General features: G+C 70.0%; 23 protein-coding genes. 9 read left to right on the top strand and 14 right to left on the bottom strand.

The window, feature by feature from the left end; translation table 11 throughout:
• Positions 1–145 precede the first annotated feature (145 nt).
• Genes pip through ACZ63D_RS23370 form a run of 4 tightly spaced genes read right to left on the bottom strand, consistent with a single transcriptional unit; the run spans position 146 to position 3,009 of the window.
• Positions 146–1,093 carry a prolyl aminopeptidase gene (gene pip, locus ACZ63D_RS23385; protein ID WP_465356461.1) on the bottom strand — a complete coding sequence of 316 codons (948 nt, stop codon included), beginning with the start codon at positions 1,091–1,093 and terminating at the stop codon, positions 146–148.
• Positions 1,094–1,103: 10 nt separating this feature from the next.
• Positions 1,104–1,832, bottom strand: coding sequence for an ESX secretion-associated protein EspG (locus tag ACZ63D_RS23380; RefSeq protein WP_465356989.1), 729 nt, complete (start codon positions 1,830–1,832; stop codon positions 1,104–1,106).
• Between the two features lie 24 nt (positions 1,833–1,856).
• Entirely contained in the window at positions 1,857–2,642 is a 786-nt protein-coding gene (locus ACZ63D_RS23375; protein ID WP_465356460.1) for a WXG100 family type VII secretion target, read from the bottom strand.
• A 34-nt stretch (positions 2,643–2,676) separates the two neighbouring features.
• A complete protein-coding gene (locus tag ACZ63D_RS23370; RefSeq protein ID WP_465356459.1) occupies positions 2,677–3,009 on the bottom strand; it encodes a hypothetical protein in 333 nt (110 codons plus the stop codon).
• Positions 3,010–3,201: 192 nt separating this feature from the next.
• On the opposite strand from ACZ63D_RS23370, the gene ACZ63D_RS23365 reads away from it, so the two are divergent.
• From ACZ63D_RS23365 to ACZ63D_RS23345, 5 genes are all read left to right on the top strand, one after another.
• On the top strand, positions 3,202–3,789 hold the full coding sequence (locus tag ACZ63D_RS23365) for a TetR/AcrR family transcriptional regulator (protein WP_037814298.1): 588 nt from the start codon (positions 3,202–3,204) through the stop codon (positions 3,787–3,789).
• A gap of 430 nt (positions 3,790–4,219) precedes the next feature.
• Complete coding sequence (locus ACZ63D_RS23360; RefSeq protein ID WP_465356988.1) at positions 4,220–5,542, top strand: hemolysin family protein; 1,323 nt, start codon at positions 4,220–4,222, stop codon at positions 5,540–5,542.
• Positions 5,539–6,582 carry a hemolysin family protein gene (locus ACZ63D_RS23355; RefSeq protein ID WP_465356458.1) on the top strand — a complete coding sequence of 348 codons (1,044 nt, stop codon included), beginning with the start codon at positions 5,539–5,541 and terminating at the stop codon, positions 6,580–6,582. Before ACZ63D_RS23360 ends, ACZ63D_RS23355 begins: the two co-directional genes overlap by 4 nt.
• A gap of 55 nt (positions 6,583–6,637) precedes the next feature.
• Positions 6,638–7,558, top strand: a complete 921-nt coding sequence (locus ACZ63D_RS23350) for a 3-methyladenine DNA glycosylase (RefSeq protein ID WP_465356457.1) — start codon at positions 6,638–6,640, stop codon at positions 7,556–7,558.
• A 102-nt stretch (positions 7,559–7,660) separates the two neighbouring features.
• A complete protein-coding gene (locus ACZ63D_RS23345; protein WP_465356456.1) occupies positions 7,661–8,347 on the top strand; it encodes a hypothetical protein in 687 nt (228 codons plus the stop codon).
• 526 nt (positions 8,348–8,873) lie between these two features.
• On the opposite strand, the gene ACZ63D_RS23340 is transcribed toward ACZ63D_RS23345, so the two are convergent.
• The 8 genes from ACZ63D_RS23340 to ACZ63D_RS23305 form a co-directional block, all read right to left on the bottom strand.
• Positions 8,874–9,662, bottom strand: coding sequence for an aldo/keto reductase (locus ACZ63D_RS23340; RefSeq protein ID WP_465356455.1), 789 nt, complete (start codon positions 9,660–9,662; stop codon positions 8,874–8,876).
• An 84-nt stretch (positions 9,663–9,746) separates the two neighbouring features.
• Complete coding sequence (locus ACZ63D_RS23335) at positions 9,747–10,217, bottom strand: hypothetical protein (protein ID WP_465356454.1); 471 nt, start codon at positions 10,215–10,217, stop codon at positions 9,747–9,749.
• Between the two features lie 19 nt (positions 10,218–10,236).
• Positions 10,237–12,660: a GcvT family protein gene (locus tag ACZ63D_RS23330; protein ID WP_465356453.1), complete on the bottom strand. Its 2,424-nt coding sequence runs from the start codon at positions 12,658–12,660 to the stop codon at positions 10,237–10,239.
• Positions 12,661–12,679: 19 nt separating this feature from the next.
• Positions 12,680–13,525, bottom strand: a complete 846-nt coding sequence (purU, locus tag ACZ63D_RS23325) for a formyltetrahydrofolate deformylase (RefSeq protein WP_465356452.1) — start codon at positions 13,523–13,525, stop codon at positions 12,680–12,682.
• Entirely contained in the window at positions 13,522–14,073 is a 552-nt protein-coding gene (locus ACZ63D_RS23320; RefSeq protein ID WP_465356451.1) for a sarcosine oxidase subunit gamma, read from the bottom strand. Before ACZ63D_RS23320 ends, purU begins: the two co-directional genes overlap by 4 nt.
• Complete coding sequence (locus ACZ63D_RS23315; protein WP_465356450.1) at positions 14,063–16,828, bottom strand: FAD-dependent oxidoreductase; 2,766 nt, start codon at positions 16,826–16,828, stop codon at positions 14,063–14,065. The genes ACZ63D_RS23320 and ACZ63D_RS23315 overlap by 11 nt, the downstream gene beginning before the upstream one ends.
• Complete coding sequence (locus tag ACZ63D_RS23310) at positions 16,825–17,103, bottom strand: sarcosine oxidase subunit delta (RefSeq protein ID WP_009078042.1); 279 nt, start codon at positions 17,101–17,103, stop codon at positions 16,825–16,827. Before ACZ63D_RS23310 ends, ACZ63D_RS23315 begins: the two co-directional genes overlap by 4 nt.
• Positions 17,104–17,111: 8 nt before the next feature.
• Entirely contained in the window at positions 17,112–18,356 is a 1,245-nt protein-coding gene (locus ACZ63D_RS23305) for a sarcosine oxidase subunit beta family protein (RefSeq protein ID WP_465356449.1), read from the bottom strand.
• Positions 18,357–18,427: 71 nt separating this feature from the next.
• Between ACZ63D_RS23305 and ACZ63D_RS23300 the strand changes: the two genes are divergently transcribed.
• Together ACZ63D_RS23300 and ACZ63D_RS23295 are read left to right on the top strand one after the other, a co-directional pair.
• Positions 18,428–19,090, top strand: a complete 663-nt coding sequence (locus ACZ63D_RS23300) for a GntR family transcriptional regulator (protein ID WP_465356448.1) — start codon at positions 18,428–18,430, stop codon at positions 19,088–19,090.
• 100 nt (positions 19,091–19,190) lie between these two features.
• Complete coding sequence (locus tag ACZ63D_RS23295) at positions 19,191–19,562, top strand: nuclear transport factor 2 family protein (RefSeq protein ID WP_465356447.1); 372 nt, start codon at positions 19,191–19,193, stop codon at positions 19,560–19,562.
• An 18-nt stretch (positions 19,563–19,580) separates the two neighbouring features.
• Here the strand turns inward: ACZ63D_RS23295 and ACZ63D_RS23290 are convergent, their stop codons facing one another.
• Positions 19,581–20,702 carry an aromatic ring-hydroxylating oxygenase subunit alpha gene (locus tag ACZ63D_RS23290; RefSeq protein WP_465356446.1) on the bottom strand — a complete coding sequence of 374 codons (1,122 nt, stop codon included), beginning with the start codon at positions 20,700–20,702 and terminating at the stop codon, positions 19,581–19,583.
• A 280-nt stretch (positions 20,703–20,982) separates the two neighbouring features.
• Between ACZ63D_RS23290 and ACZ63D_RS23285 the strand changes: the two genes are divergently transcribed.
• Together ACZ63D_RS23285 and ACZ63D_RS23280 are read left to right on the top strand one after the other, a co-directional pair.
• A complete protein-coding gene (locus ACZ63D_RS23285; protein WP_182894775.1) occupies positions 20,983–21,300 on the top strand; it encodes a bifunctional 3-phenylpropionate/cinnamic acid dioxygenase ferredoxin subunit in 318 nt (105 codons plus the stop codon).
• Positions 21,297–22,454, top strand: a complete 1,158-nt coding sequence (locus ACZ63D_RS23280) for an NAD(P)/FAD-dependent oxidoreductase (RefSeq protein WP_465356445.1) — start codon at positions 21,297–21,299, stop codon at positions 22,452–22,454. The genes ACZ63D_RS23285 and ACZ63D_RS23280 overlap by 4 nt, the downstream gene beginning before the upstream one ends.
• On the opposite strand, the gene ACZ63D_RS23275 is transcribed toward ACZ63D_RS23280, so the two are convergent.
• Positions 22,455–22,889 carry a L,D-transpeptidase gene (locus ACZ63D_RS23275; RefSeq protein ID WP_465356444.1) on the bottom strand — a complete coding sequence of 145 codons (435 nt, stop codon included), beginning with the start codon at positions 22,887–22,889 and terminating at the stop codon, positions 22,455–22,457.
• Between the last annotated feature and the right edge of the window lie 65 nt (positions 22,890–22,954).

Here is a 22,954-nt window from a genome sequence, read left to right as displayed (position 1 = left end):
GGGGTTGGGTGGGTCGGGCGGGGGGGGGGGGGTTGGGAGGGGGGGGAGGTGTTTCCCACCCCCCACCCCCGAACCGCAGAGAAGGCTTCGTATCGGGGTGCAGGGAGGGGGCTGGGTGCCTGGTGTTGGCGGGGCGTGGGGGTCGTCAGGGGAGGGTGGCGAATTTGTTGGTGGCGGTGATTAGGGCGTCTTCCATTGAAGAGACTGCGGTGGTGTGGCCTGCGCCGCTGACGAGGATGAGTTCGGCGTGGGGAATTGCGCGTTCCAGGAGCCAGGGGGTGCCGACCAGGCTGCTGAGGTCTAGCACGCCTTGTACCAGGACTACGGGGATTCCGGTCAGTTTGGCTGCGTCGCGCAGGATGGTGCCGTTTTCCAGGAAACAGTTTTGCGAGAAATAGTGGGTGACTAGGCGGGCGAAGCCCAGGCGGAAGCGGGGGTCTTCGAAGTTCGGGGAGGGCGGGACGCCGGGCTGCATGGCGGTTTCCCAGTCGCACCAAGCTTGTGCGGCGGGGCCGTGGATCGCGGGGTCGGGGTCGGCGAGAAGGCGGCAGTAAGCCGCCGCCAGGTCGCCGTTTCGGTCGTTTTCCGGGACGGCGCCGCGGAATTGAGCGTAGGCCTCCGGGAACATTTCGCCCAGGCCGCCGGTGAGCAGGTCGATTTCGATCGTGCGGTCGGTGGCCAGGCCCATCATGACGATTTCCGTCACTCGTTCGGGATGTTGTTCCGCGTAGGTCAAGCCCAGGACGCAGCCCCACGAGCCGCCGAAGAGCTGCCAGCGTTCGATGTCCAGTTTTTCTCGCAGGAGTTCCAGGTCGCTGATCAGGTGGCTGGCGGTGTTCGCCTTCAGTGCTTCCGCGGTATCGCCTGCGTGGGGGGTGCTGCGGCCGCTGCCGCGTTGGTCCAGCAGGACGATCCGATATCTCTCCGGGTCGAAGAAGCGGCGCATTCCTTCGCTGCAGCCGGTTCCTGGGCCGCCATGGAGCACCGCTACGGGTTTTCCGCCGGGGTTGCCGCAGGTTTCCCAGTAGACCTGGTGGCCGTCGCCGACGTCGAGCAAACCAGTCTCGTACGGTTCGATTTCCGGATAGCGCACCTGCGTCCCCTCAGTTCAGGGTGCGCTCCAGGGCTCGCAGCGCACCGCACAGTTCGGCCGGGCCGGCCGGCCCGATCCGGATTTCCGCGTCCGGTCCGGCGCCGACGGTGTAGCTCAGGTACCGGCCCCAGTCCGTGTCCGCGTAGTGCAATGGTTCTTCCAGCCGGACGTACCGGCCGACGTCGTCGCGTCGTCCCGCGTACAGCTCCCCGCTGCCGTGCACCGGACGCTGCACCAGGGTTAGCACGTCCGACAACACCGGGTCCAACGGAAAAGCGTCCTCGCCGCGGCGCGCGGCTTCGGTGAGGTCGGCGACGCGCACGGTGCGCACGTAACCACCGCCCGGGCCGACCGCGGGCAGCTGTTCGACGAGGGTTTCCAGCACGCGTTCGCGGTCGATCTCCTGGACGCCGACCTGCTCTCCGTCGGACACCGCGAGCACCGCTTGCACACCGCTGGCCGCGGCGAGCACGCCGTAGGTGCGGTCGCCGGTCGCGACCCAGCCGTAGTACTCGACGACCGGGCGCACTAGCAGCGGCAGCCAGTCCAGGAAGTCCACAGTGGCCCGGCCCCGCGAATCGACCAGGCCGGCCAGCGCCAGCGCGTCGTCCACCCGCTTGGCGGCTTCGTCGCGTTCGGTTTCCGACAGCCACGCCGGGTCCGGCCGCAGCGTCACGTGCAACCGGCCCACCTGCTCGCGTTCGGCCAGCGCCGCGAGCGCTTCGACCGGGACATCCACTCGTCCCGCCGGATCGGCCACCGGCTACTCCTCCTCGTCGCCGAGAACCGGCTGGGCCGCCGAACCGTCCGCTCCGAAAACGCCCTCGGGATCGGGTTCGAGAAGGTAGTCCGGCCGCCAGCGCAGGCCGTCGCCCGCAGCGCCCGGCGCGGCGGGAGCGCCGCCGACCGGCGTGCCCGAACCGCGCTGGGAGGGTTCGCTGACGGGGGCGGGCAGCACTGCGGCACCGGGACCGTTCCGGTCGTGGCTCGCCGCGGCCTGGGTGTTCGTGGTGTCCGAAGTGGTCCGGCGGATCTCGGCGCCGTCGGGGACGATCGGGCCGTAGCGCTTCGGCAGCACGCGTTTGGTGTTCGCGGTGACTCCGTGGTACTGCTCCATCACCCGGACGTTGTTCTCGTTCGCGCCGTGGAACCGGTCGATTCTGTCCTGAAAGGACGCCGGCGCGGCCGACGCGGGCAGCACCGCCTGCACCGGCCCGGCCCACGGCTGCGGGCGTTCCGGCCGGGGCGGCACGTCGACGACCGCGTGCCGGGAGCTTTCGAAGCTGCTGGCCTGGGTGTCCATCGACGCGCTGGTGAGGTCGAGCGGGTCGACCGACTCCCGGAACCCGGCCTCGACCGGTCCCGCGCCCGCCTTCGCCGCGTCCGCCGCGTCGCCGGTCCACGAGCGCGCCATCCGCTCCTGCAGGTCTTTCACGCTCTGCGCGCGTTCCAGGTAGGCCGCCGAAAGCTCCTGGACCTTCGCCGCGGCGGCCCGCAACCCGGACGTGTCGCCGCCGCGGAAGTTGTCGAAGATCTGCTTGCCGTCCACCTGGTTCCCTTCGTGCGCAGCCCGGGCCGTCCGCTTACCGGCCCCGGGAGAGGTCGGCGCCGGCCTGGTCCGCCTCGGCCGTCCAGTCCCGCGCGGCGCGCAGCCTCTCGAGGTATCCGGCGGCGTACCGGCGCAGCGCCTCGTTCTGGTCGCGCAGCGTGCGCAGCGAATCCGCACCCGCGGCGGCGTACTCCGCGCTCGCCGGGTCGGAGCCGGGAGCGGCGAAGACCGCCAGGATCTCGTCGATCTCGCGGCCGTCGGCGTCGATCTTGCCGAGCTGGTCCTCCCAGAGCCGGATGACCGCGGTCAGCTCCGCCGCGTCCATGGCGAAACCGCCGCGCGCACGGCCCGACTCGCCGATGACCAAGGCCGCTTCCTTTCCCGGTGCTCACGTCGTGAGGCACCAGTGGTTGCCAGTGACGATGTGCACAGCGTAGTCAACCGGCCCGGTCGTGTCAGCCGAGAACCCGCCGGGGTGACGGCGCGCCCATGCCCCCGGCACGTCACAGTACGTACGTACGGATTGCGAGAACCCGGTCCGCGATGTCAGGATTTCAGGATGCCACGGGTCAGCCAGGATCACCTCGACGCACGCCGCCGGCAGATCCTCGACGGCTCGCGCGTGTGTTTCGCACGCTACGGCTACGAGGGCGCCACGGTCCGCCGCCTCGAAGAAGCCACCGGCCTGTCGCGCGGGGCCATCTTCCACCATTTCCGCGACAAGGAGTCGCTTTTCCTCGCCCTCGCCGAGGACGACGCGGTGCGGATGGCCGACGTCGTCGCCGAACAGGGCCTGGTCCAGGTCATGCGCGACCTGCTGGCCGGGAACAGCGAACACCCGGCGGACTGGCTCGGCACCCGGCTGGAGGTGTCCCGGCGGCTGCGCACCGACCCGGAGTTCCGCGGCCGGTGGGCGGAACGCTCGCAGCAGCTGACCGAGGCCACCCGCGACCGTCTCGAATGGCAGCGCAAGGCCGGCAACCTGCGCGACGACGTCGACGTCAGCGTGCTGACCGCGTTCCTGGAACTCGTGCTCGAAGGGCTCGTGTCGCACCTCGCGATGGGCCTTCCCGGCGACGACCTCGGCCCGGTGCTGGACCTGGTCGAGGAGACCGTGCGGCGGCACCGGCCAGGCGCGCGGAGCTAGCTTCCCGCGGCAGCGCACCGGACGTGTTCGACGCCGCCGCGCACCGGCTGGCCGGTACGCGATCCGGTGAATCGTCCGCCGCCGTGGGACACAGTGGACAGAGCCTCGCCGCGGCTGATGGGTCGAACGCCACAGTGAAGTTTTCGGCGACCGTCCTGTCCGCGGCCGAGCGTCGTGCCACCAGGCTCATCCGCCGCCGCCTTCTCCGTGCCGACGGCGAAAAACCGGAGCCGGGTTCGCGTCCAGTCACGGCACCGCTGCCCGGACCCGGTACGATTGTCGGCATCGTCGCACTGCAAACCAGTTCTCCCGAGGAGTGACTTCCATCCGTGCGCGCCGCGCCATCGCCCGGTGACAGTACCGGGCCGGGTCCTGCCCGACCCGGCTTCCCGCCCGCCGTCCGTTCCGCCGCCCCGGCCGGTGCGCCGTGATCCACGTGCTGCTTTCCGTGCTCGGCGTGCTGCTCTTCCTTCTTCTGACGATCGGCACCGGTCTCGCCGTGGCCGCCGAGTTCTCGCTGACCGCCCTGGAGCGAAGCACTGTCGACGCGGACGTCCGCCAGGTCGGTGACAAGCGTTCGCGCACGGTGCAGAAAGCGCACCGCACGCTGAGCTTCCAGCTGTCCGGCGCGCAGGTCGCGATCACGCTCACCACGCTGATCACCGGTTTCCTCGCCGAACCGCTCATCGGCGACCTGGTCCGCCCGCTGCTGGACGCTTTGGGCCTGCCCGCTTCGGCGGCGTCCGGGGTCGCGGTGGCGGTCGCGCTGGTGCTGGCCACGTTCCTGTCGATGATCCTCGGCGAGATGGTGCCGAAGAACATCGCGATCGCCCGGCCGCTGCCGACCGCGCGCGCGGTTTCCGGCTACCACGCCCGGTTCTCGTCGCTGTTCCGCTGGCTCATCACGCTGATGAACAACAGCGCCAACTTCCTCGTCCGCAAGTTCGGCATCGAACCGCAGGAGGAGCTCCGTTCCGCGCGGTCGCCGCAGGAACTGGGCTCGATCGTCCGCTCCAGCGCGGAAAGCGGGAAGCTCGACACGTCGACCGCGGAGCTGCTGGACCGTTCGCTGCGCTTCGGCGACCGCACCGCGGACGAGCTGATGACCCCGCGCGTGCAGGTCGAATCGCTCACCGTGGACGACACGATCGACGACCTCATCGACATCTCCCGGCGCACCGGGTTCTCGCGGTTCCCGGTCTACACCGAGGATCTCGACGACGTCCAGGGCGCGGTGCACGTCAAACAGGCCTTCGCGGTCCCCGCCGCGGACCGCGCGACCACGCGGATCCGCTCGGCGATGCGGCCAGTGCCGACGGTGCCCGAATCCCTGCCCGGCGACGATCTGCTGAACCGGCTGCGCGATTCGCGCTACCAGCTCGCGATCGTCGTCGACGAGTACGGCGGCACCGCCGGGCTGGTCACGCTGGAGGACGTGGTCGAGGAGATCATCGGCGACGTCCGCGACGAGCACGACGACCGCGAGGCCCCGGCCGCGCAGCAGCTCGGCGCGGACCGCTGGCTCGTGTCCGGGCAGCTGCGCGCGGACGAGGTCCGCGAGATCACCGGATTCCGGATGCCCGAGGGCGACTACGAAACGATCGCCGGGCTGATCCTGGAGCGGCTCGGAGCCATCCCGGCCGAGGGCGACGAAGTCGAGGTCGACGGCTGGCGGCTCGCGGTCACCAGCATGGACCGGCACCGCGTCGCCGAGGTCCAGGTGCGCCCGGCCGAACGCGAGGTGACCGCGTGAGCGACTGGCTGAACATCGCCCTCGTCGTGGTCCTGCTGCTGGCCAACGCGTTCTTCGTAGGCGCGGAATTCACCCTGATCTCCTCGCGCCGCGACCGGCTGGAAGCGTTGCTGGAACAGGGGAAGACCCGCGCGCAGATCGTCATCAACGCCAGCAAGCACGTGTCGCAGATGCTCGCCGGGGCCCAGCTCGGCATCACCATCTGCTCGCTGTTGCTCGGCCGGCTCGGCGAGCCCGCGGTCGCGCACCGGCTGTCCGGGTTCTTCGACCTGCTCGGCCTGCCCGACCAGCTGCTGCACCCGATCTCGTTCGCGATCGCGCTGGCGTTCATCACGATGCTGCACGTGCTGATCGGCGAGATGGTGCCGAAGAACCTCGCGATCGCCGAGCCGGAGCGGCTGGCGCTGTGGCTCGTGCCGGTGCACGTGGCGTGGGTGAAGGTGGCCAACCCGGTCATCGCGTTCCTCAACTTCGTCGCGAACTCGCTGCTGCGCCTGATGAAGGTGGAGCCGAAGGACGAACTCGAGACCGCCTACAGCTCCGACGAACTCGCCGAACTGCTCAGCGAATCGCGTCAGGAGGGGCTGCTCGACCAGTCCGAGCACCGGCGGCTGTCGCAGACGCTGTCGTCGGTCGCCAAGACCGTCGCGGACGTGCTGGTGCCCACCTCGGAACTCACCACGCTCCCCTGCGGGCCGACGCTCGGCGACGTCGAGCGGGCGGTGTCCACTACCGGGTTCTCGCGGTTCCCGGTGTGCACAGAGGACGGTTCGCTCACCGGCTACATCCACGTGAAGGACGTCCTCGACCTCGTCGGCCAGGACCCCGGCACGGTGATCCCGGACGACAAGACGCGGCCGCTCACCGAACTGCGGTCCGACGCTCGGCTCGACGTCGCGCTTTCGGCCATGCGCAAGGAAGGCAGCCATCTCGCGCGGGCGCTGGACGCTTCCGGCACGGCGGTCGGCGTGGTCGCGCTGGAGGACCTCGTCGAGGAATACGTGGGGACCGTGCGCGACGGCACCCACGTGGCGGCATGAGCGCAGCTTGCCAGCGAATCATCGCCTCCCGGAAACGCGTCAAGGAGGCGGCGGCATGGGCGTGATCGTGCTCGCCGAGGCGGACTGGCAGGCCCGGGAGCGAGCGCACGCCGAGCGGATGCGCGCGTGGACCGGGCCGCACCAGGAACGCCGGGCGCGGGGCGAGAAGCACCCGGTCCTGGATTTCCTGTTCACCTACTACTCGCACCGGCCGGGTCACCTCGAACGCTGGCAGCCGGGTCCGGGCGTGGTGCTCGCGGGGCCGTCCGCGCGGCGGTTCCTCGACCGTCCGGCCTACGTCGAGACCGGCGCCGGGGTGCGTCTCGACCCGGCGGCGTTCACCGGCCGCCGGGCGCGCACCGCCGAGTTCGTTGTGAAACTGCTGTCGGCCACGGCGTCGCGGTCGCCGCGGCTGAGCTGCTTCGGGCTCCACGAATGGGCCATGGTCTACCGCGAGCCCGCGGACTCGGTGCGGCACGCGCAGGTCCCGCTGCGGCTCGGGTCGGCCGGGACCGACGAGGTCGTGGAATCGATGGACATCCGGTGCGGGCACTACGACGCGTTCCGCTTCTTCACCGATCCGGCGCGGCCGCGCAACACGCTCGCGCCGACCCGGGAATCGCAGGTCGAGCTGGAACAGCCTGGCTGTCTTCACGCGAACATGGATCTTTTCAAGTGGGCTTACAAGCTCGATCCGTTCGTGCCCGCCGAGCTGGTCGGCGACTGTTTCGCGCTCGCCGCGGACGTCCGTGAACTGGACATGCGGGCCAGCCCGTACGATCTCAGCGGCTACGGCTACCGGCCGGTGCCGATCGAGACCGCCGAGGGGCGGGCCTCCTACGCCCGCGCCCAGGCCGGATTCGCCGAGCGGGCCGCGCCGCTGCGGGCCCGCCTGATCGGCCTCTGCCGCGGGCTGCTCGCCGACCCGGCCCAGCCGCCGGAACTCGACGCTGGAGCCGCCCGCTCGCGGAGCTGACAACTCTGCGTAACGGTATTCACTGCAGGTCGCTGGCCTGATAGAGTGATAACGATTGAGTTGCATAACTGAGCGTGTTGTGCATGTCACGAAAGGACAACGATGGGGCGTCACAGCCTGCCCGAGGAGCCGGTGCCGCACCCTCTCGATCCGCCGAAGCGGCCCGCCGGCCGCGGCGAGACGACCGGCTCGCACCGGATCGTCGCCAAGAAGGCGCCGCGCAGGCGGATCGCGAAGTGGCCTCTCGTGGCCCTCGGGTTCGTGGTGCTGGCGACGCTCGGCGTCGTCGGCTGGAACTGGGCCGACAGCGTGCTCAACAACCGCGCCGAGGCGCAGGCCGCCAGCTGCAACGGCGGCCGCACCGACATCCGGATCGTGGTGACCCCGCAGATCGCCAAGCCGGTCGAGACCGCGGCGGCGCGCTGGAACCAGGACCTCACCCAGGTGCACGGCAGCTGCGTGCACGTGAACGTGCAGAGCAAGCCCGCCTCCGACGTGCTCAACGCGCTCACCGGCAAGTCCTCGCTCGACTCGATCGGCGGCCTCCCGGACGGCTGGATCCCCGAATCGTCCTACTGGGTCGCCCAGCTGTCGAAGACGAAGCCGGACGTCATCGGCTCCCCCGCGATGCCGATCGGCTCCGGCCCGCCCGCGGACTACCCGTTCGTCGGCCTGTCCGGCACGTCGATCGACGAGGTCCAGCAGCGCGGCACGCAGAGCTTCCGGGCGTTCCTCAAGGAACCCGCCCAGCTGGCCGACTTCGCCGCGGCGGGGATTCGCGCCTCCTGACACCGAAGCACCCGGCGCCGCCTCCGCCCGCACCAGGGCCGGAGCGGTGTCGTGAGTGTTTAGGCCGGTTCTAACCGGCATCGCCACTCACGACACCTCAGCCGCACCCAGGCCCGCACTCACGGAGGCAGCGGCGGCGGCAACACGGCGCACTCACGAGCGGGCAGCCGAAAAAGGCTTTCAGCGGGGCGGCAACGGCCGAGGACGCGCGTCTCGTGAGCGTTTGTGCCGGTTCTAACCGGCCTAAACACTCACGAGAGCCCGCCACAGCGCACCCTCGCGCGGGACAAGCGTGCTGTCGCGAGGCGTGGCGCAGCAACAGAAGCGCGCGCGACGAAGCTTCCGGCCTTCCGCACGGGCTCGTGAGTGCCGCCGCCGGTTAGAACCGGAACGAACACTCACGAGGCAAGTCCGGCCAGGCCGAGGGCGCTTCCACTGGTACCTGCGCCTGCCCGCCCAGCTGGCTGGGCTCGCGGCCGCGGCTGCCTCGTGAGCGGCGGTGCCGGTGAGAGCCCGGCGCCCGCGCTCACGAGTCGAGTTCGGCCAGTGCCAGCAGGTCGTCCTCGGCGAGTTCGAAGTCGAACACGTCCGCGTTCTCCCGGATCCGCGAGGGCGTCGCCGATTTCGGGATGGCGATGATCCCCAGCTGCAGATGCCAGCGCAGCACCAGCTGGGCGGGCGTCTTTCCGTACTTCGCGGCCAGCGCGGTGAGCACCCGGTCGTTCAGGTTCTTGCCGCGGGCCAGCGGGCTCCACGCCTCGGTGGCGATGCCGTGCTCGGCGTGGAACGCGCGCAGCGGGGCCTGCTGCTGCCACGGGTGCAGTTCGACCTGGTTGACCACCGGCACGACGTCGGTCTCGTCGAGCAGGCGGCGCAGGTGGTCGATGCCGAAGTTCGAGACGCCGATCGCCCGCACCCGGCCTTCGTTCAGCAGCAGTTCGAGCGCGCGCCAGGTCTCGACGTAGCGGTCCAGCTCGGGTTTCGGCCAATGGATCAGGTACAGGTCGACCGGGCCGAGGCCGAGTGCTTCGGCGCTGCGGTCGAAGGCGCGCAGGGTGTTGTCGTAGCCGTGGTCGGTGTTCCAGACCTTCGTGGTGACGAAGACGTCCTCGCGCGGCAGCCCGGACTCCCGCACCGCGGCGCCGACCTCCGCTTCGTTGCCGTACATCGCGGCGGTGTCGATGCTGCGGTACCCGGCGTCGAACGCCGTCGCGACGACCTTCGCGACCTGGTCGGGCCGGACCTGGTACATGCCGAGTCCGAGCTGCGGGATGGTGACCGAGTTGTTCAGCGTGAGCAGGGGCGGCACAGCCATGCGGCGATCCTCACTGCGGTGTCCTCGGGAACGGGTCTCCTGGCGAACACCGCAGATCTTGCCATTCCCGGGGCGCGGCCGCCTTCACACCCCGCCGCGCACGCCCGAACGGACCGCTTCCGTCACCCGTGCGGCCCGCTCGGCCACCGCGTCGGCGCCGGCTGCGAAGCCGTTTCGCGCTTCGGCCGCGACGCTCGCCGTCCTCGCCGAAGAACCGGCCATTTCGGCCGCCGCGGAGACGTCCGGGAGCGCGCGTGAGTCCACAGTGGACAGCAGGCGTTCCGCTATCCGGACCGCCTCCCCCGCCGCGGCCACCACATCCGCGGCGGGCTGGGCGCGGTCGGGCACGTCGTGCGTGACGGCGTGGGCGTCGATCTCCGCCAGCCGCAACGCATGCCGCGTCAGGTGGTCCGCTTCGGCGTCGCCACCGGCCGCTCGGCTCAGCAGGGCCGCCGCTTGCGCGAGGGCGAGAGCCGCGACCGTCGCCCCGGCCGGAGCCGGGATCGCGGGCCGGGCGAGGGTGTTCAGGAAGTCGCTCACGATCTGGTCCCGCATGGCGGGGTCTCCTCCCTGCTCAGCGCCGGATGCGCTCCATTCCGGGGTCGACCAGCGGTTCCGCCGCCACTGTCGCGGCGACTCGCCGGCCGAAGTATTCGATCTCCACGTGGTCGCCGATCTCGACCGAACCCGGCAGCCAGGCGTAGGCGATGGGGCGGCCGATTGTGTAGCCGTAGGCGGCGCTCGTGACGTAACCCGCCGCGGATCCGGCCACGAACACCGGTTCCTTGCCCAGCACGACAGTCCGGCCGTCGTCCACCGTGAGGCAGCGCAGCCGCCGGGCGGAGGTCTCTTCGCTGCGGCCGTCGATGGCGGCCCGGCCGACGAACTCGCCCTTCGCCGGGCGCACCGCGAACCCGACCCCGGCCTCGTACGGGTCGTGTTCGGTGGTCATGTCGGTCCCCCACAGCCGGTAGCCCTTCTCCAGCCGCAGGCTGTTAAACGCGCCGCGACCGGCCGCGATGACGCCTAGCCCTTGCCCGGCGCGCCACAGCGCGTCCCACAGGCGCTGGCCGTTGTCCGCGGAGGTGTAGATCTCCCAGCCGAGTTCGCCCACATAGGACAGTCGCAGGATGGTCACCGGCACCCCGGCGATCCGCGCGCGGCGGCCGCGGAAGTACTTGAGGCCGGTGTGCGAAAGGTCTTCCGCCGACAGGGGTTGCACCAGGTCGCGGGCGAGCGGGCCCCACACTCCGACGCAGCAGGTGCCGCCGGTGGTGTCCTGGACCCGGACGCCTTCCGGTGCGCGGCCGCGCAGATAAGCGACATCGATATTGCCGTTGATGCCGACCTGGAACAGCTCGGGTTCCAGCCGGGCGACCGTGATGTCGCTGCGGACGCCACCGGCGTCGTCGAGCATCAGCGTGTACGTCACGGAGCCGACCGATTTCGCCAGCTGGTTCGTCGTGAGCCCCTGCAGGAATTCCAGCGAACCCGGTCCGCTGACCTCGACCCGTTTGAGCGGGGTCATGTCGTACATCGCGACGCCGTTTCGGGTGTGCCAGGCCTCGGCGGCCACGATCGGCGAGTGGAACTGCCCGGTCCAGGCGTCGCGCGCGGGCGGGAGGAAGTCGTGCGGCAGGTCTTTCAGCAGCGAGGCGTTGGCCTCGAACCAGTGCGGCCGTTCCCAGCCGCCCGCATCCAAGAACACTGCGCCCAGCTCGCGCTGCCGGGCGTGGAACGGGCTGACCCGCAGGTCGCGTGGCGAGAGCCGCGGCTGCAGCGGATGCAGCACGTCGTAGATCTCCACGAAGTTCCGCTGCGCGGTTTCGCGGACGTACTCCGGGGCCAGCTGGACGTCCTCGAACCGGTGCACGTCCAGTTCGTGCAGGTCGGTTTCGGCGCGACCGTCCACAATAGACTCCGCCACCGCCTTCGCGATCCCCGCGGAATGCGTGACCCAGATGGCCTCGGCGAGCCAGAAGCCGCGCACGTCGGAGGATTCGCCGACCAGCGAGCCGCCGTCCGGGGTGAAGGAAAAGATGCCGTTGAAGCCTTCCTCCGCCTTGGTCTGTCCGAGTGCGGGCAGCAGGAGCTTGCTTTCTTCCCACGACGGCGCGAAATCGTCCTCAGTGAACGGCAGCATCGACGGCATCGCGGACGCGGAAACCTCGCCGGGTTCGGCGAATTTGTCCACCGGCATCGGACGGTGCGCGTACGAGCCGATGCCGAGCCGGTCGCCGTGCTGGCGGAAGTAGAGGTCCTGGTCCTGATGGCGCAGAATCGGCAGCGCCGGGCGCACCGGATCGGCCCCGGCGAGTTCGGCCAGCTGACCGGTCTTCGCGTACTGGTGCGCGAGCGGCAGCAACGGGACTGTCATGCCGACCATCTCGCCGATCTCCCGGCCCCAGAACCCGGCGCAGGACACCACGATGTCGGCCGGGAGCACCCCGTCGGCGGTGGTGACGCCGGTGACGTGGCCGTTCGCCTGCTCGATGCCGGTCACCCGGGTCGAACCGACGAACCGCGCGCCGCGCGCCGAAGCCCGCTTGATCAGTTCTTCCACCGCGCGCGAGGCGACGGCGAGCCCGTCGGTCGGGACATACAGCGCGCCGAAGATCTGGTTCTGGTCGAGCAGGGGCCAGCGGCGCACGCATTCGTCCGGGTGGATCAGCCGGGCCTCGACGCCCCACGACGTCGCCCAGCCGTGCTTGCGTTTCAAGTCCTCCCAGCGTGCCGCGGTGCTGGCCACCTCCATGCCGCCGACCTGGTGGAAACAGCCGAGGTCGAGCAGTTTCGCGACGGTGTAACCGGCGAATTCGGTCATCGCCTTCGACGGGTTCGTCTGGAACACCAGGCCCGGAGCGTGCGAGGTCGAACCGCCGGTCAGCGGGAGCGGGCCCTGGTCCAGCACGGTGACGTCGGTCCAGCCGCGCAGGGTCAGCTCGTCGGCGAGGTTCGCGCCCACGATTCCGGCGCCGATGATCACGACACGGGTCATGAGAACTCCCTGGGATAGGTCAGCGGAAGACGACGGTCCGGTTGCCGTTCAGCAGGACGCGCCGCTCGCAGTGCCAGCGGACCGCGCGGGACAGCGCGAGGGCTTCGGCGTCGCGGCCGACGGTCGCGAGCGCGCGCGGCGAGTGCGAATGGTCGACCCGCTGCACCTCTTGTTCGATGATCGGGCCTTCGTCCAGTTCGGGGGTCACGTAGTGCGCGGTCGCGCCGACGTACTTGACGCCCCGGTCGTAGGCCTGCGCGTACGGTTTCGCGCCCTTGAAGCCGGGCAGGAACGAGTGGTGGATGTTGATCGCGCGGCCCTGCAGCTTCTGGCACAGCTCGTCCGAGAACACCTGCATGTACCGCGCCAGCACGACGAGGTCGATGTCGTGCTCGCGCACCAGGTCCAGCAGCCGTTGTTCGGCTTGCGGTTTGGTCTCCGGGGTGACCGGGATGTGCACGAACGGCAGCCCGGCGGCCTCGGCCATCGGGCGCAGGTCCTCGTGATTGGACGCCACGAGCGCGATTTCCGCGCCGAGCGCGCCCGCGCGCCAGCGGAAGAGGAGGTCGTTGAGGCAGTGCCCGGCCTTCGACACCATGACCAGCAGCCGGTCCGGGGTGCGGTCGGAAAACCGGTACCGCATCGCGTAATCCCGGGCGACCAGGTCGAACTCGCGGGTCAGATCGTCCGCAGTGGCCGGTCCGGAGCAGGTGAATTCGGTGCGCAGGAACAGTTCCCCGTGCACGTCGTCGTCGAACTGCTGGTGCTCGACGATGTCGCAGCCGTTGCCCACGAGGAACGTCGTCACGGCGTGCACGATCCCGGAGCGCTCGGGGCAGTGCAGGGTGAGGGTGAACTGGGTCAAGACTCCTCCTCTCGGTATTCCAGCGCCGCGTCGGCGAGCCAGGCGGCGAAGTAGGGGGCGAACGACTGGCGCACGAGGACGGTGAACTCCCCCGCTTCCCGCACCAGCAGGACGATTCCGGTGCGGGCGAGCAACGTCTGCACGCAGGTGCCTGGCGGCGCGGCCTTCGGATGGAGGTCGATCGCGCAGCCGTGCGCCAGGACGTCGCGGGCCGCCGGTCCGGCCAGCCGCACCGCGGTGCGTTGCGCGGAGACGTCGGTGACCGCGCCGACGGAGATCGCGTTCCGCAGCGCTGCTTCGGTGCCTTCGGGAGCGCCGAGCACGAGGTACTCGTCCGGGCCGAGCCACAGGACGTCGCCGACGCCGCTGGTGAACCGGCACGGGTCCGGCAGCGCGGTGCCGAGCACTGTTGCCGCCGCGTCGTGGCCGGCGCGGAGGCGGACGTTGAGCTGCGAGACGAACGGGCGTTCTTCGGCGAGCACGGCTGGCGCGCAGCCGGCGAGCAGGCCCGCGTGCTCCGCGAGCGGCGACAGGGTCTTAGCCGTCACGGCGGGTCCCCTCCTTGTCGTAGAGCACGGATTCGGTCACCGTCACCGGCACCACCTCGTCGCCGACCGGGACGTACAGCGTCTCGCCGATCCGTTCCCGTCCGGAGCGGACGAGCGCGAGCGCGAAGGTGCGGTCCAGCGCGGCGCTCGGGTAACTGGAGGTGACGTGGCCGAGCATGCGGACCGGCGGCTTGGGCACTTCAGCAGTTTCGATGATCTGGGCGCCTTCGGGCAGCAGCACGCGGGGATCGACGGGCAGCAGGCCGACGAGTTGCTTGCGGTCCGGCCGCAGGTTTTCCGCCCGCGAGAAGGACCGTTTGCCGAGGAAGTCGGCCTTCTTCTTGGACACCGCCCAGCTCATGCCGAGGTCGTGCGGGGTGACCGTGCCGTCGGTGTCCTGGCCGATGATCGGGTAGCCCTTCTCCGCGCGCAGGACGTGCATGGTTTCCGTGCCATACGGGGTGATTCCCTGCTCCGCCAAGGCTTCCCAGAGCGCCAGGCCGTACCAGGACGGCACGTTGATCTCGTAGGCCAGTTCGCCGGAGAAGCTGATCCGGCAGACCCGGGCGGCGATCCCGGCCACCTCGGCGTCGCGCCAAGTCATGAAGCCGAAAGCGTCGTTGCTGACGTCCAGCTCTGGCGCGAGCCCGGCCAGCACTTCGCGCGAACGCGGGCCGACGAGCGCGACAGTCGCCCAGTGCTCGGTGACCGAGGTGGCGAACACGCGCAGGTGCGGCCATTCAGTCTGCAGCCACTCCTCCATCCAGTCCAGCACCATCGCGGCGTTGCCGGTGGTCGTGGTGACGAGGAAGCGGTCCTCGGCGACGCGGATGACGGTGCCGTCGTCGATCACCATCCCGTCGACGCCGCACATCACGCCGTACCGGATCCGGCCGACCTTGAGCGTGCTCATCAGGTTCGTGTAGAGCAGGTCGAGGAATTCGGCGGCGTCCGGGCCCTGGACGTCGATCTTGCCGAGGGTGGAACCGTCCAGCATCGCCACGTCGGTGCGAGCGGCAATGCACTCCCGGCGGACCGCGGCGGGCAGGTCCTCCCCCAGCTGCGGGTAGTACCAGGGGCGCTTCCACTGGCCGACGTTTTCGAACTCCGCGCCGTGTTCGACGTGCCAGGAATGCAGTGCGGTGACGCGGATCGGGTCGTGCAGCTCGCCGCGGTTCCGACCGGCCAGCGCGGCGAAGGCGACCGGCGTGTACGGCGGACGGTACGTGGTCGGGCGGCGGTCCGCGAGGTCGACGCCGAGGGCTTCGGCGGTGATCCCGGCGGCGAGCATGCCGGAGGTTTTGCCCTGATCGTGCGCGGTGCCGATGGTGGTGTAGCGCTTGACGTGCTCCAGGGAGGTCAAACCCGCGCCGGTCGCGCGGAGGACGTCGGAGACGGTGGCGTCGCGTTGCAAGTCCACAAAGCGGGTGTCCACATCGGACTCCGCGCCGGGGATCTGCCATTGGACCGCGGGGGCCAGTTCGCGGGGTGGTGCGTCGGAGACCGGGAGCGGGATTTCCGAAGGTGTCTTCGCCACCGCGGCGCGGCCTTCTCGCACGCAACCGGCGAAGTCGAAGGTGCCGTTCGCGCTGCCTGCCACCGTCGCGGTCGGGAGGTCGCCGTCTGGGAGATACGCGCCGAGAGCGGGTTCGTACCGCAAGGCACCGCGCAGCTGGCTGAACAGATGCACCGCAGGCGTCCAGCCGCCCGAGACCAGGAGCGTGTCGCAGGGAATCAGTTCCCCGCCTACCCGCACGCCGGTGACACGCTCGGTTCCTTCCGTGCCAGTGACCGCCGCGCCGGTACGGACCTCGATGCCCCGTTCCGCACAGGCTGCGGCCCAGTTTTCCGGGGCGGCCGGGCGGACGTCGACCAGCAACGGGACTTCCACGCCAGCGTCGGCGAGGTCGATCGCCGTGGCGTAGGCGGAATCGTCCATGGTGAACACCACCGCGCGGCGGCCGGGGACGACACCGTACCGGTGCAGGTACGTCCGCGCGGCGCTGGCGAGGAGGATGCCGGGGCGGTCGTTGTCCGGGAACACGATCGGCCGTTCGTGCGCGCCGGTCGCGAGAACGGTCTGCTGCGCGCGGATCCGCCACACGCGCTGCCGGGCCGCGCCGGACGTCCGGTGTTGCAGGGCCAGGACGAAACCGTCGTCGTAGGCGCCGAACGCGGTGGTCCGGTCGAGCACGTGCACGTCCGGAGTCGCGCGGAGTTCGTCGGCGATCGCGCGCGCCCATTCGACGGCGGGTTTGAGGTCGACGTATTCGTTCGAGCTGAGCAGAGAACCGCCGGGCTCGGGCTGGTCGTCCACCAATACGACCCGGACGCCTGCCTGCGCGGCCGTGCGGGCGGCGACCAGACCGGCCGGGCCTGCGCCGACCACGAGCACGTCGCAATGCAGGTGTTTCGCGTCGTATCGCGCCGGGTCCGGTTCGGTCGCCAACCGGCCCTGGCCGGACAGGCTGCGTGCGACCAGGCCGTCGTACAGCTCGACCGTAGTGGCCGGCTGCATCGGCTCGGGGAAGGGTTTTTCCAGCTGCACCACCGCGTTCGGCTCTTCGACGCCCGCCGCCATGATGCCGCGCGGACGGCCGAGCTTCACGCTCCGGGCGACCTGGTGCACGCCGTTGGCCAGCAGGGCGGACGCGAGGGTGTCGCCGGGATGTCCAGTGAATTCCTGGCCGTCGAAGATGAACTGGAGCAGGATGTCGCGGTCGACGTGGCCGCCGCTGGGGAGGCGGAAGGTCATGGGATCACCGGCCGGGGTTCGTCGAGGCGGTAGACCGCCGCGAGTTCGTGGGTGCGGGTGTCGCGGACGGCGTTGAACCAGCGGCGGCAGCCCGCGCTGTGCGTCCAGCGCTCGGCGAGCGGGCCGCTCGGGTTGGCGCGGAAGAAGACGTACTTGGCCCATTCCTCGTCGGACAGCGCCGCCGGGTCCTGCGGGTACGCGACGTGGGCTTGGCCGCCGTAGTGGAATTCGGTCTCTTCGCGGGGACCGCACCAGGGGCAGGGAATCAGCTGCACAGTGGCTCCTAATGCGCGACGGCGGCGGCGCCGTGCTCGTCGACGAGCGCGCCGGTGGTGAACCGGTCGAGGGTGAACGGTTCGGCGTACGGATGCGGTTTGCCCTTCGCGACGGTGTGCGCGAAGCAGTCGCCGACGCCCGGCGTGGCCTTGAATCCGCCGGTCCCCCAGCCGCAGTTGAGGTAGAGGTTCTCCACCGGGGTCAGCCCGACGATCGGCGACGCGTCCGGGGTGACGTCCACGATGCCGGCCCAGGTCCGCAGCAGATGCGCCCGCGCGAACACCGGGAACAGCTCCAGCGCGGCGGCCATCTGGTCCTCGATGATGTGGAACGCGCCGCGCTGGCCGTAGCCGGCGTAGGAGTCGATGCCCGCGCCCATCACGAGTTCTCCCTTGTGCGCCTGGGAAACGTAGACGTGCACGGCGTTCGACATCACCACCGTCGGGTGCACCGGTTCGAGCAGTTCGGACACGAGCGCCTGCAGCGGATGCGACACCAGCGGCAGGTCGATCCCGGCCATCTTCGCCAGCACCGAACTGTGCCCGGCCGCGCACAGGGCGACCTTACCGGCGGCGATCCGGCCCCGGCTCGTCTCGAGGCCGACGACCTTGCCCTCGCGGGTCTCGATGCCGGTGACCTCGCAGTTCTGGATGAGGTCGACGCCCATCGCGGCCGCCGCGCGGGCGAAACCCCAAGCCACGTAATCGTGTTTCGCGATTCCCGCGCGCGGCTGGTAGGTGGCGCCGAGCACCGGGTAGCGCACGTCCGGCGAGGTGTTGACGATCGGGCAGAGTTCCTTGACCCCGTCCGCGTCGACCCATTCCGCGTCGATCCCGTTGAGCCGGTTGGCGTTCACCCGGCGCACGCTGTCGCGGACGTCCTGGAGGCTGTGCGCGAGGTTGAGCACGCCGCGCTGGCTGAACAGGATGGGATAGCCGAGGTCTTCTTCGAGCCCCTCCCACAGTTTCAGCGAGTGCTCGTAGATGCCGGAGCTTTCGTCCCACAGGTAGTTGGAGCGGATGATCGTCGTGTTGCGGGCCATGTTCCCGCCGGCCAGCCAGCCCTTCTCCAGCACCGCCACGTTCGTGATGCCGTGGACCTTCGCGAGGTAGTAGGCGGTCGCCAGGCCGTGTCCGCCGCCGCCCACCACGACGACGTCGTACGCGCGCCGCGGTTCCGGGTCCCGCCACAGGAAATCCGGGTGCTCCGGAAGGTCCGCGCCCGGGGGACGCGGCTGGTCGGTCGTGGTCATTCCGGCTGGCCTCCCGTATCGGACAACTGGTCGACTACTGATATATCAATCTTCGCTGTAGAGTAGGCCGGGTGAGCACCCCGGTCAACCACGTCATCCCGGCCCCGGCCCCGTCGCTGGCCGAACGCGCCTACGAGTTCCTGCGCGACCGTCTCGTCATGCTCGACATCAAGCCCGGCGAGCCGATCAACGAGGAATGGGCGGGCAGCACGCTCGGCATGGGCCGCACGCCGATCCGCGAGGCGCTGAAACGGCTCGAAACCGAACGCCTCGTGGTCGCCTATCCGCGCCGCGGCACGTTCGCCACGGACGTCAACATCTCCGACCTCGCGCACATCTCCGAGGTCCGGCGCACCCTCGAACCGACCGCCGCCGCGTCCGCCGCGACGCGGGCGACCGACGAGGACCGGGCGCGTCTGGCGGAGCTGCGCGACCAGCTGGATTCGGCCCGGCCGACGGACAACTCCGAACTGCTGCGCACCGACCTCGACCTGCACCGCGCGATCTACGCCTGCGTGCACAACCCGTTCTTCGAGGACACGCTGATCCACTACGACAACCTCGCGACCCGGATCTGGTGCGTGTTCCTCCCGCGCCTGCGCGGCATGGCCGGGCACGTCGACGAGCATTCGCCGCTGCTGACGGCGATCGTCGACGGGGACGCGAAGAAGGCCTCGGCGCTGACCCTCGACCACGTGACCGGGTTCGAGAAGGCGATCCGGGCGCTGATCTGACCGGGCCGCACCGGAAGTGTCCAGGAAACTGGACACTTCGGCGGCGCGGGCCCGGGCAGCATCGGGGAATCGATCCCCGAGCGGAAGGCACCGCGAGCCGATGAGCACCACACCAGACCAGGCCACCGCCGAACTCGCCGAGAACTGGGTGAAGGCACTGGCCGACATCGACCTCTTCCTCGAGATCTGCGCCGAGGACTGTCCCGTGTGGCACAGCGCCGACGACAAGTGGGTGACGGTGTCCGAGGCGGTCGCCGCGGTGCACGAGCGCGCGGGCGACGGACCGGTGCCGGACTTCCGCCCGGCGGGCGTCACCTTCACCGAGAACGGGTTCTTCAACGAGGCCAAGGTCGAGATCGAGGCCGGCGGCAACCCGGTGAAGCTGCACCTCGTCCAGATCGTCGAGGCGAAGGACGGGAAAGCGGTCCGCGTGCGCGAGTACATCGGCCCGGAGATGGACATCCAGCCGTGACCGGCGCGGGCGCGGGCGCTACTCCCCGGTCCGCGCCCGCACCCAGGCATGGAACTCGCCGATGTGGTGTTCGCTCGGCACCAGCACGCCGCCGCGGGCGTACGCGCGCGAGCCCATCGCTTGCTGGCATCGTTCGCACGCCTCGAAATCCTGCTGGTTCACGCGGTGGAACAGCTCCACCGAACGGTCGAGGTCCGCGCCGGACTCCACCACCTCCGGCAGGTACAGCCAGTCGCAGCGGACCAGCGTGCGGTCCGGGGCCAGCGGGAACATCCGGTGCACGATCACGTGGTCCGGCACCAGGTTCACGAACACCTGCGGGCGGATCGTGATCGCGTAGTACCGCCGGTCCTGGTGCTCGCCGACGCCGGGCAGGCGTGGCAGCCCGTCACCACCGTCCACAGTGAACCCGGTGACGTCCGCGCCGAATTCCGCGCCGTGGCCGACGAAATATTGTGCCGCGTACCCGTCCGCGAACTCCGGGAGCACCTCGGTGAGTTCCGGGTGGATGGTCGCGCAGTGGTAGCACTCCATGAAGTTTTCGATGATCTGCTTCCAGTTCGCGCGCACGTCGTACTCGATGCGCCGGCCCAGCGCCAGATTCTCGATGCCGTACGCCTCGATCTCGCCTGGGCCGCCGAGCCGTTCGCTCACGTCCGCCATCACGGTGTCGGCGAAGGACGGTGGTTCTTCGGCGAGGCAAACCCAGGCGTAGCCGAGCCATTCGCGCAGATGCAGCGGCGTCAGGCCGTATTCGACGCGGTCGACGTCCGGCATGCCGGTCAGATTCGGTGCTGCGACTAGCTTTCCGTCGAGACCGTAGGTCCAGGCGTGGTACATGCACTGGAAAGCACGCTTCACCGAACCCTTCTCGTCGGTGCACAACCGCGCGCCGCGGTGGCGGCACACGTTCAGGAACGCGCGCAAAGCCCCGTCGCGGCCGCGCGCGATCAGCACGCTCTCGCGGCCGATCTGCACGGTCTCGAACGAGCCGGGCGACGGCAGGTCGGCGCCGCGCACCGCGCAGAACCACCCCGCTTCGAAGATCCGCTCCTGCTCCCGGGCGAAGATCGCCGGGTCGGTGTAGTGCGGCCCGGGCAGAGTCGGCAGCAGGCTCTGCGGGAGGTCGGTAGCGGTCACCGGCAGGGCTCCTCTCGATGGCGCTCGATGTTGCGTATTACGCGTCTTGTTGCCCTCTCCGGAACAAGATGCGGCTCGGCCGGGACGGTGTCAAGCACCCTTCCCGGTGCCGCACCCGTTCGCCGGAACCACCTTCGACCACGGCTTTCACCCGGAACCGCGCTCCGCAAAACTCCACCCCGGAACCCCTTGACGGCACCCCCGCCGCGCGCTCAGACTCTGTTGCGTATCACGTCGGGTGTTCCTCAATACGCAACAATCCCCAGCCTCGGAGGAATCAATGCTGCGCGCGTGCACTGTGGACGAACTGCCCCCGGGCGAGTCCGTCCGGATCGCGGGGCCCGAGCCCATCGCCGTCTTCAACGCCGACGGCGAGCTGTACGCGATCGGGGACACCTGCACCCACCAGGACGCGTCGCTGGCCGACGGCTGGCTCGAGGGCTGCTTCGTGGAGTGCCCGCTGCACGCGGCACTCTTCGACCTGCGCACCGGCATGCCGTCCTGCCTGCCCGCCAAGCAGCCGGTGCGCACCTACCAGGTGCAGGTCGACGAGGGCGTGATCTACGTGCTCGCCGACGCCGCCGAGGACGCTGCGTGAAAACGGTCGCGATCGTCGGCGCTTCGCTCGCCGGTGCCCGCGCCGCGCAAGAGCTGCGCGCTCAGGGGTTCGACGGCCGGGTGGTGCTGATCGGCGAAGAGCCGCATCTCCCCTACGACCGGCCGCCCTTGTCGAAGACCTTCCTGGCTGGCACGGCGTCGCGCGAGTCGCTGGAGCTGCTCGACGCGGACGATCTCGCCTCGCTGGACGTCCGGCTCGGCACTCGCGCGGAACGTCTCGACCCGTCGGCCGGCCGTCTTGTCCTGTCGGACGGCGAACTGGACGCCGACGGGGTCATCCTCGCGACCGGCGGGCGTGCTCGCGCCCTGCCGGGGACGGAATCCGTTGCCGGAGTTCATGTTCTGCGCACCTTGGACGACGCGCTCGCCCTCCGCGCGGAACTGATCCCCGGCGCGCACGTGGTGATCGTGGGCGGCGGGTTCATCGGGGCCGAGGTGGCGTCGACCTGCCACGGTTTGGGCCTGGAAGTCACGGTCCTGGAAGCCCTGCCGACGCCCCTGGCGCGGGTGCTGGGGCCGGAACTCGGGTCAGCCTGTGCGCGCCTGCACGACCGCAATGGTGTCACCCTCCGCTGCGGCGCGTCGGTGGCCGGGCTTTCCACGCTCTCCGGCCGGGTCACCGGGGTACAGCTGGAAAGCGGCGAGAATCTGCCTGCCGACGTGGTCGTCGCGGGGATCGGCATGGTTCCGGCGGTCGGATGGCTCGACGGCTCCGGCCTGGCTGTCGGCAACGGCGTGTGCACCAATGCCGGTCTGGTCACTTCGCTGCCGAACGTGGTCGCGGCGGGCGATATCGCGGCGTACGGCCCCGAAGGCGTCCGGCACGAGCACTGGACGAACGCCACCGAACAGGCGTCCGTCGCGGTCGCCAACCTGCTGGCCGGGAAGGTGCTCCGGGAGTACGAGCCGAGCGGCTACGTCTGGTCCGATCAGTACGCGGGGACTCTCCAGCTCGCCGGGCATCCCGCGCCCGGCGACGAGGTGCGTTTCGCCGAGGGCGGCCCGGACGACGAGACCTTTCTCGCCACCTATCACCGCGGCGAGCAGACCGTGGCGGTGTTCGGGCTCAACAACCCGAGGGGTTTCGGCCGCCTGCGCCGGCAAGCGCTGCGGCGGCCGGTCCCCGTCGGATGATTACTTCACGACCTGAACCACGTCGCCCGGCTGCAGCGTGTTGAAGAACGCCACCGCGTCCGCGTGCGAAAGGTGCACGCAGCCGTGCGACTGGACCTTCAGACTGCCCTGATGGAACGCCACCCCGGTGTTCGTGAAGAACACCGAGTACGGCATCGGGCCGTGGAACTGCTTGCTGTAGTGGTCGATATCCTTGTACTGCACGCGGAACGTGCCCACCGGGGTCGGGTACGCGGGCTTGCCGACGGTGACGCGCACGCCGCCGCGGGTGACGTTGCCGTTGTCCATCAGCCACGCCGTGTTCGCCGAGAGCTGCAAGCACGCTTTCGCCTCGGGACCGCACGGCGGTCCCGACGCCTCCGCGGTCGCCGCGAATCCGATCGTTGCCGCCATCGCCGCGATACTGGCCAGTGCTGCCGTGAATTTCCGGTTCATCTGTGCCTCCCCGAGATGGTCGTACTTTGGATCATTCCCAGAGAGGACATTCTTAAACCACAAGT

The sequence above is a fragment of the Amycolatopsis sp. NPDC104775 genome, assembly GCF_055583325.1.
Note: the sequence above shows the minus strand (reverse complement) of the source record. Positions and strands in the feature narration are given on the sequence as shown.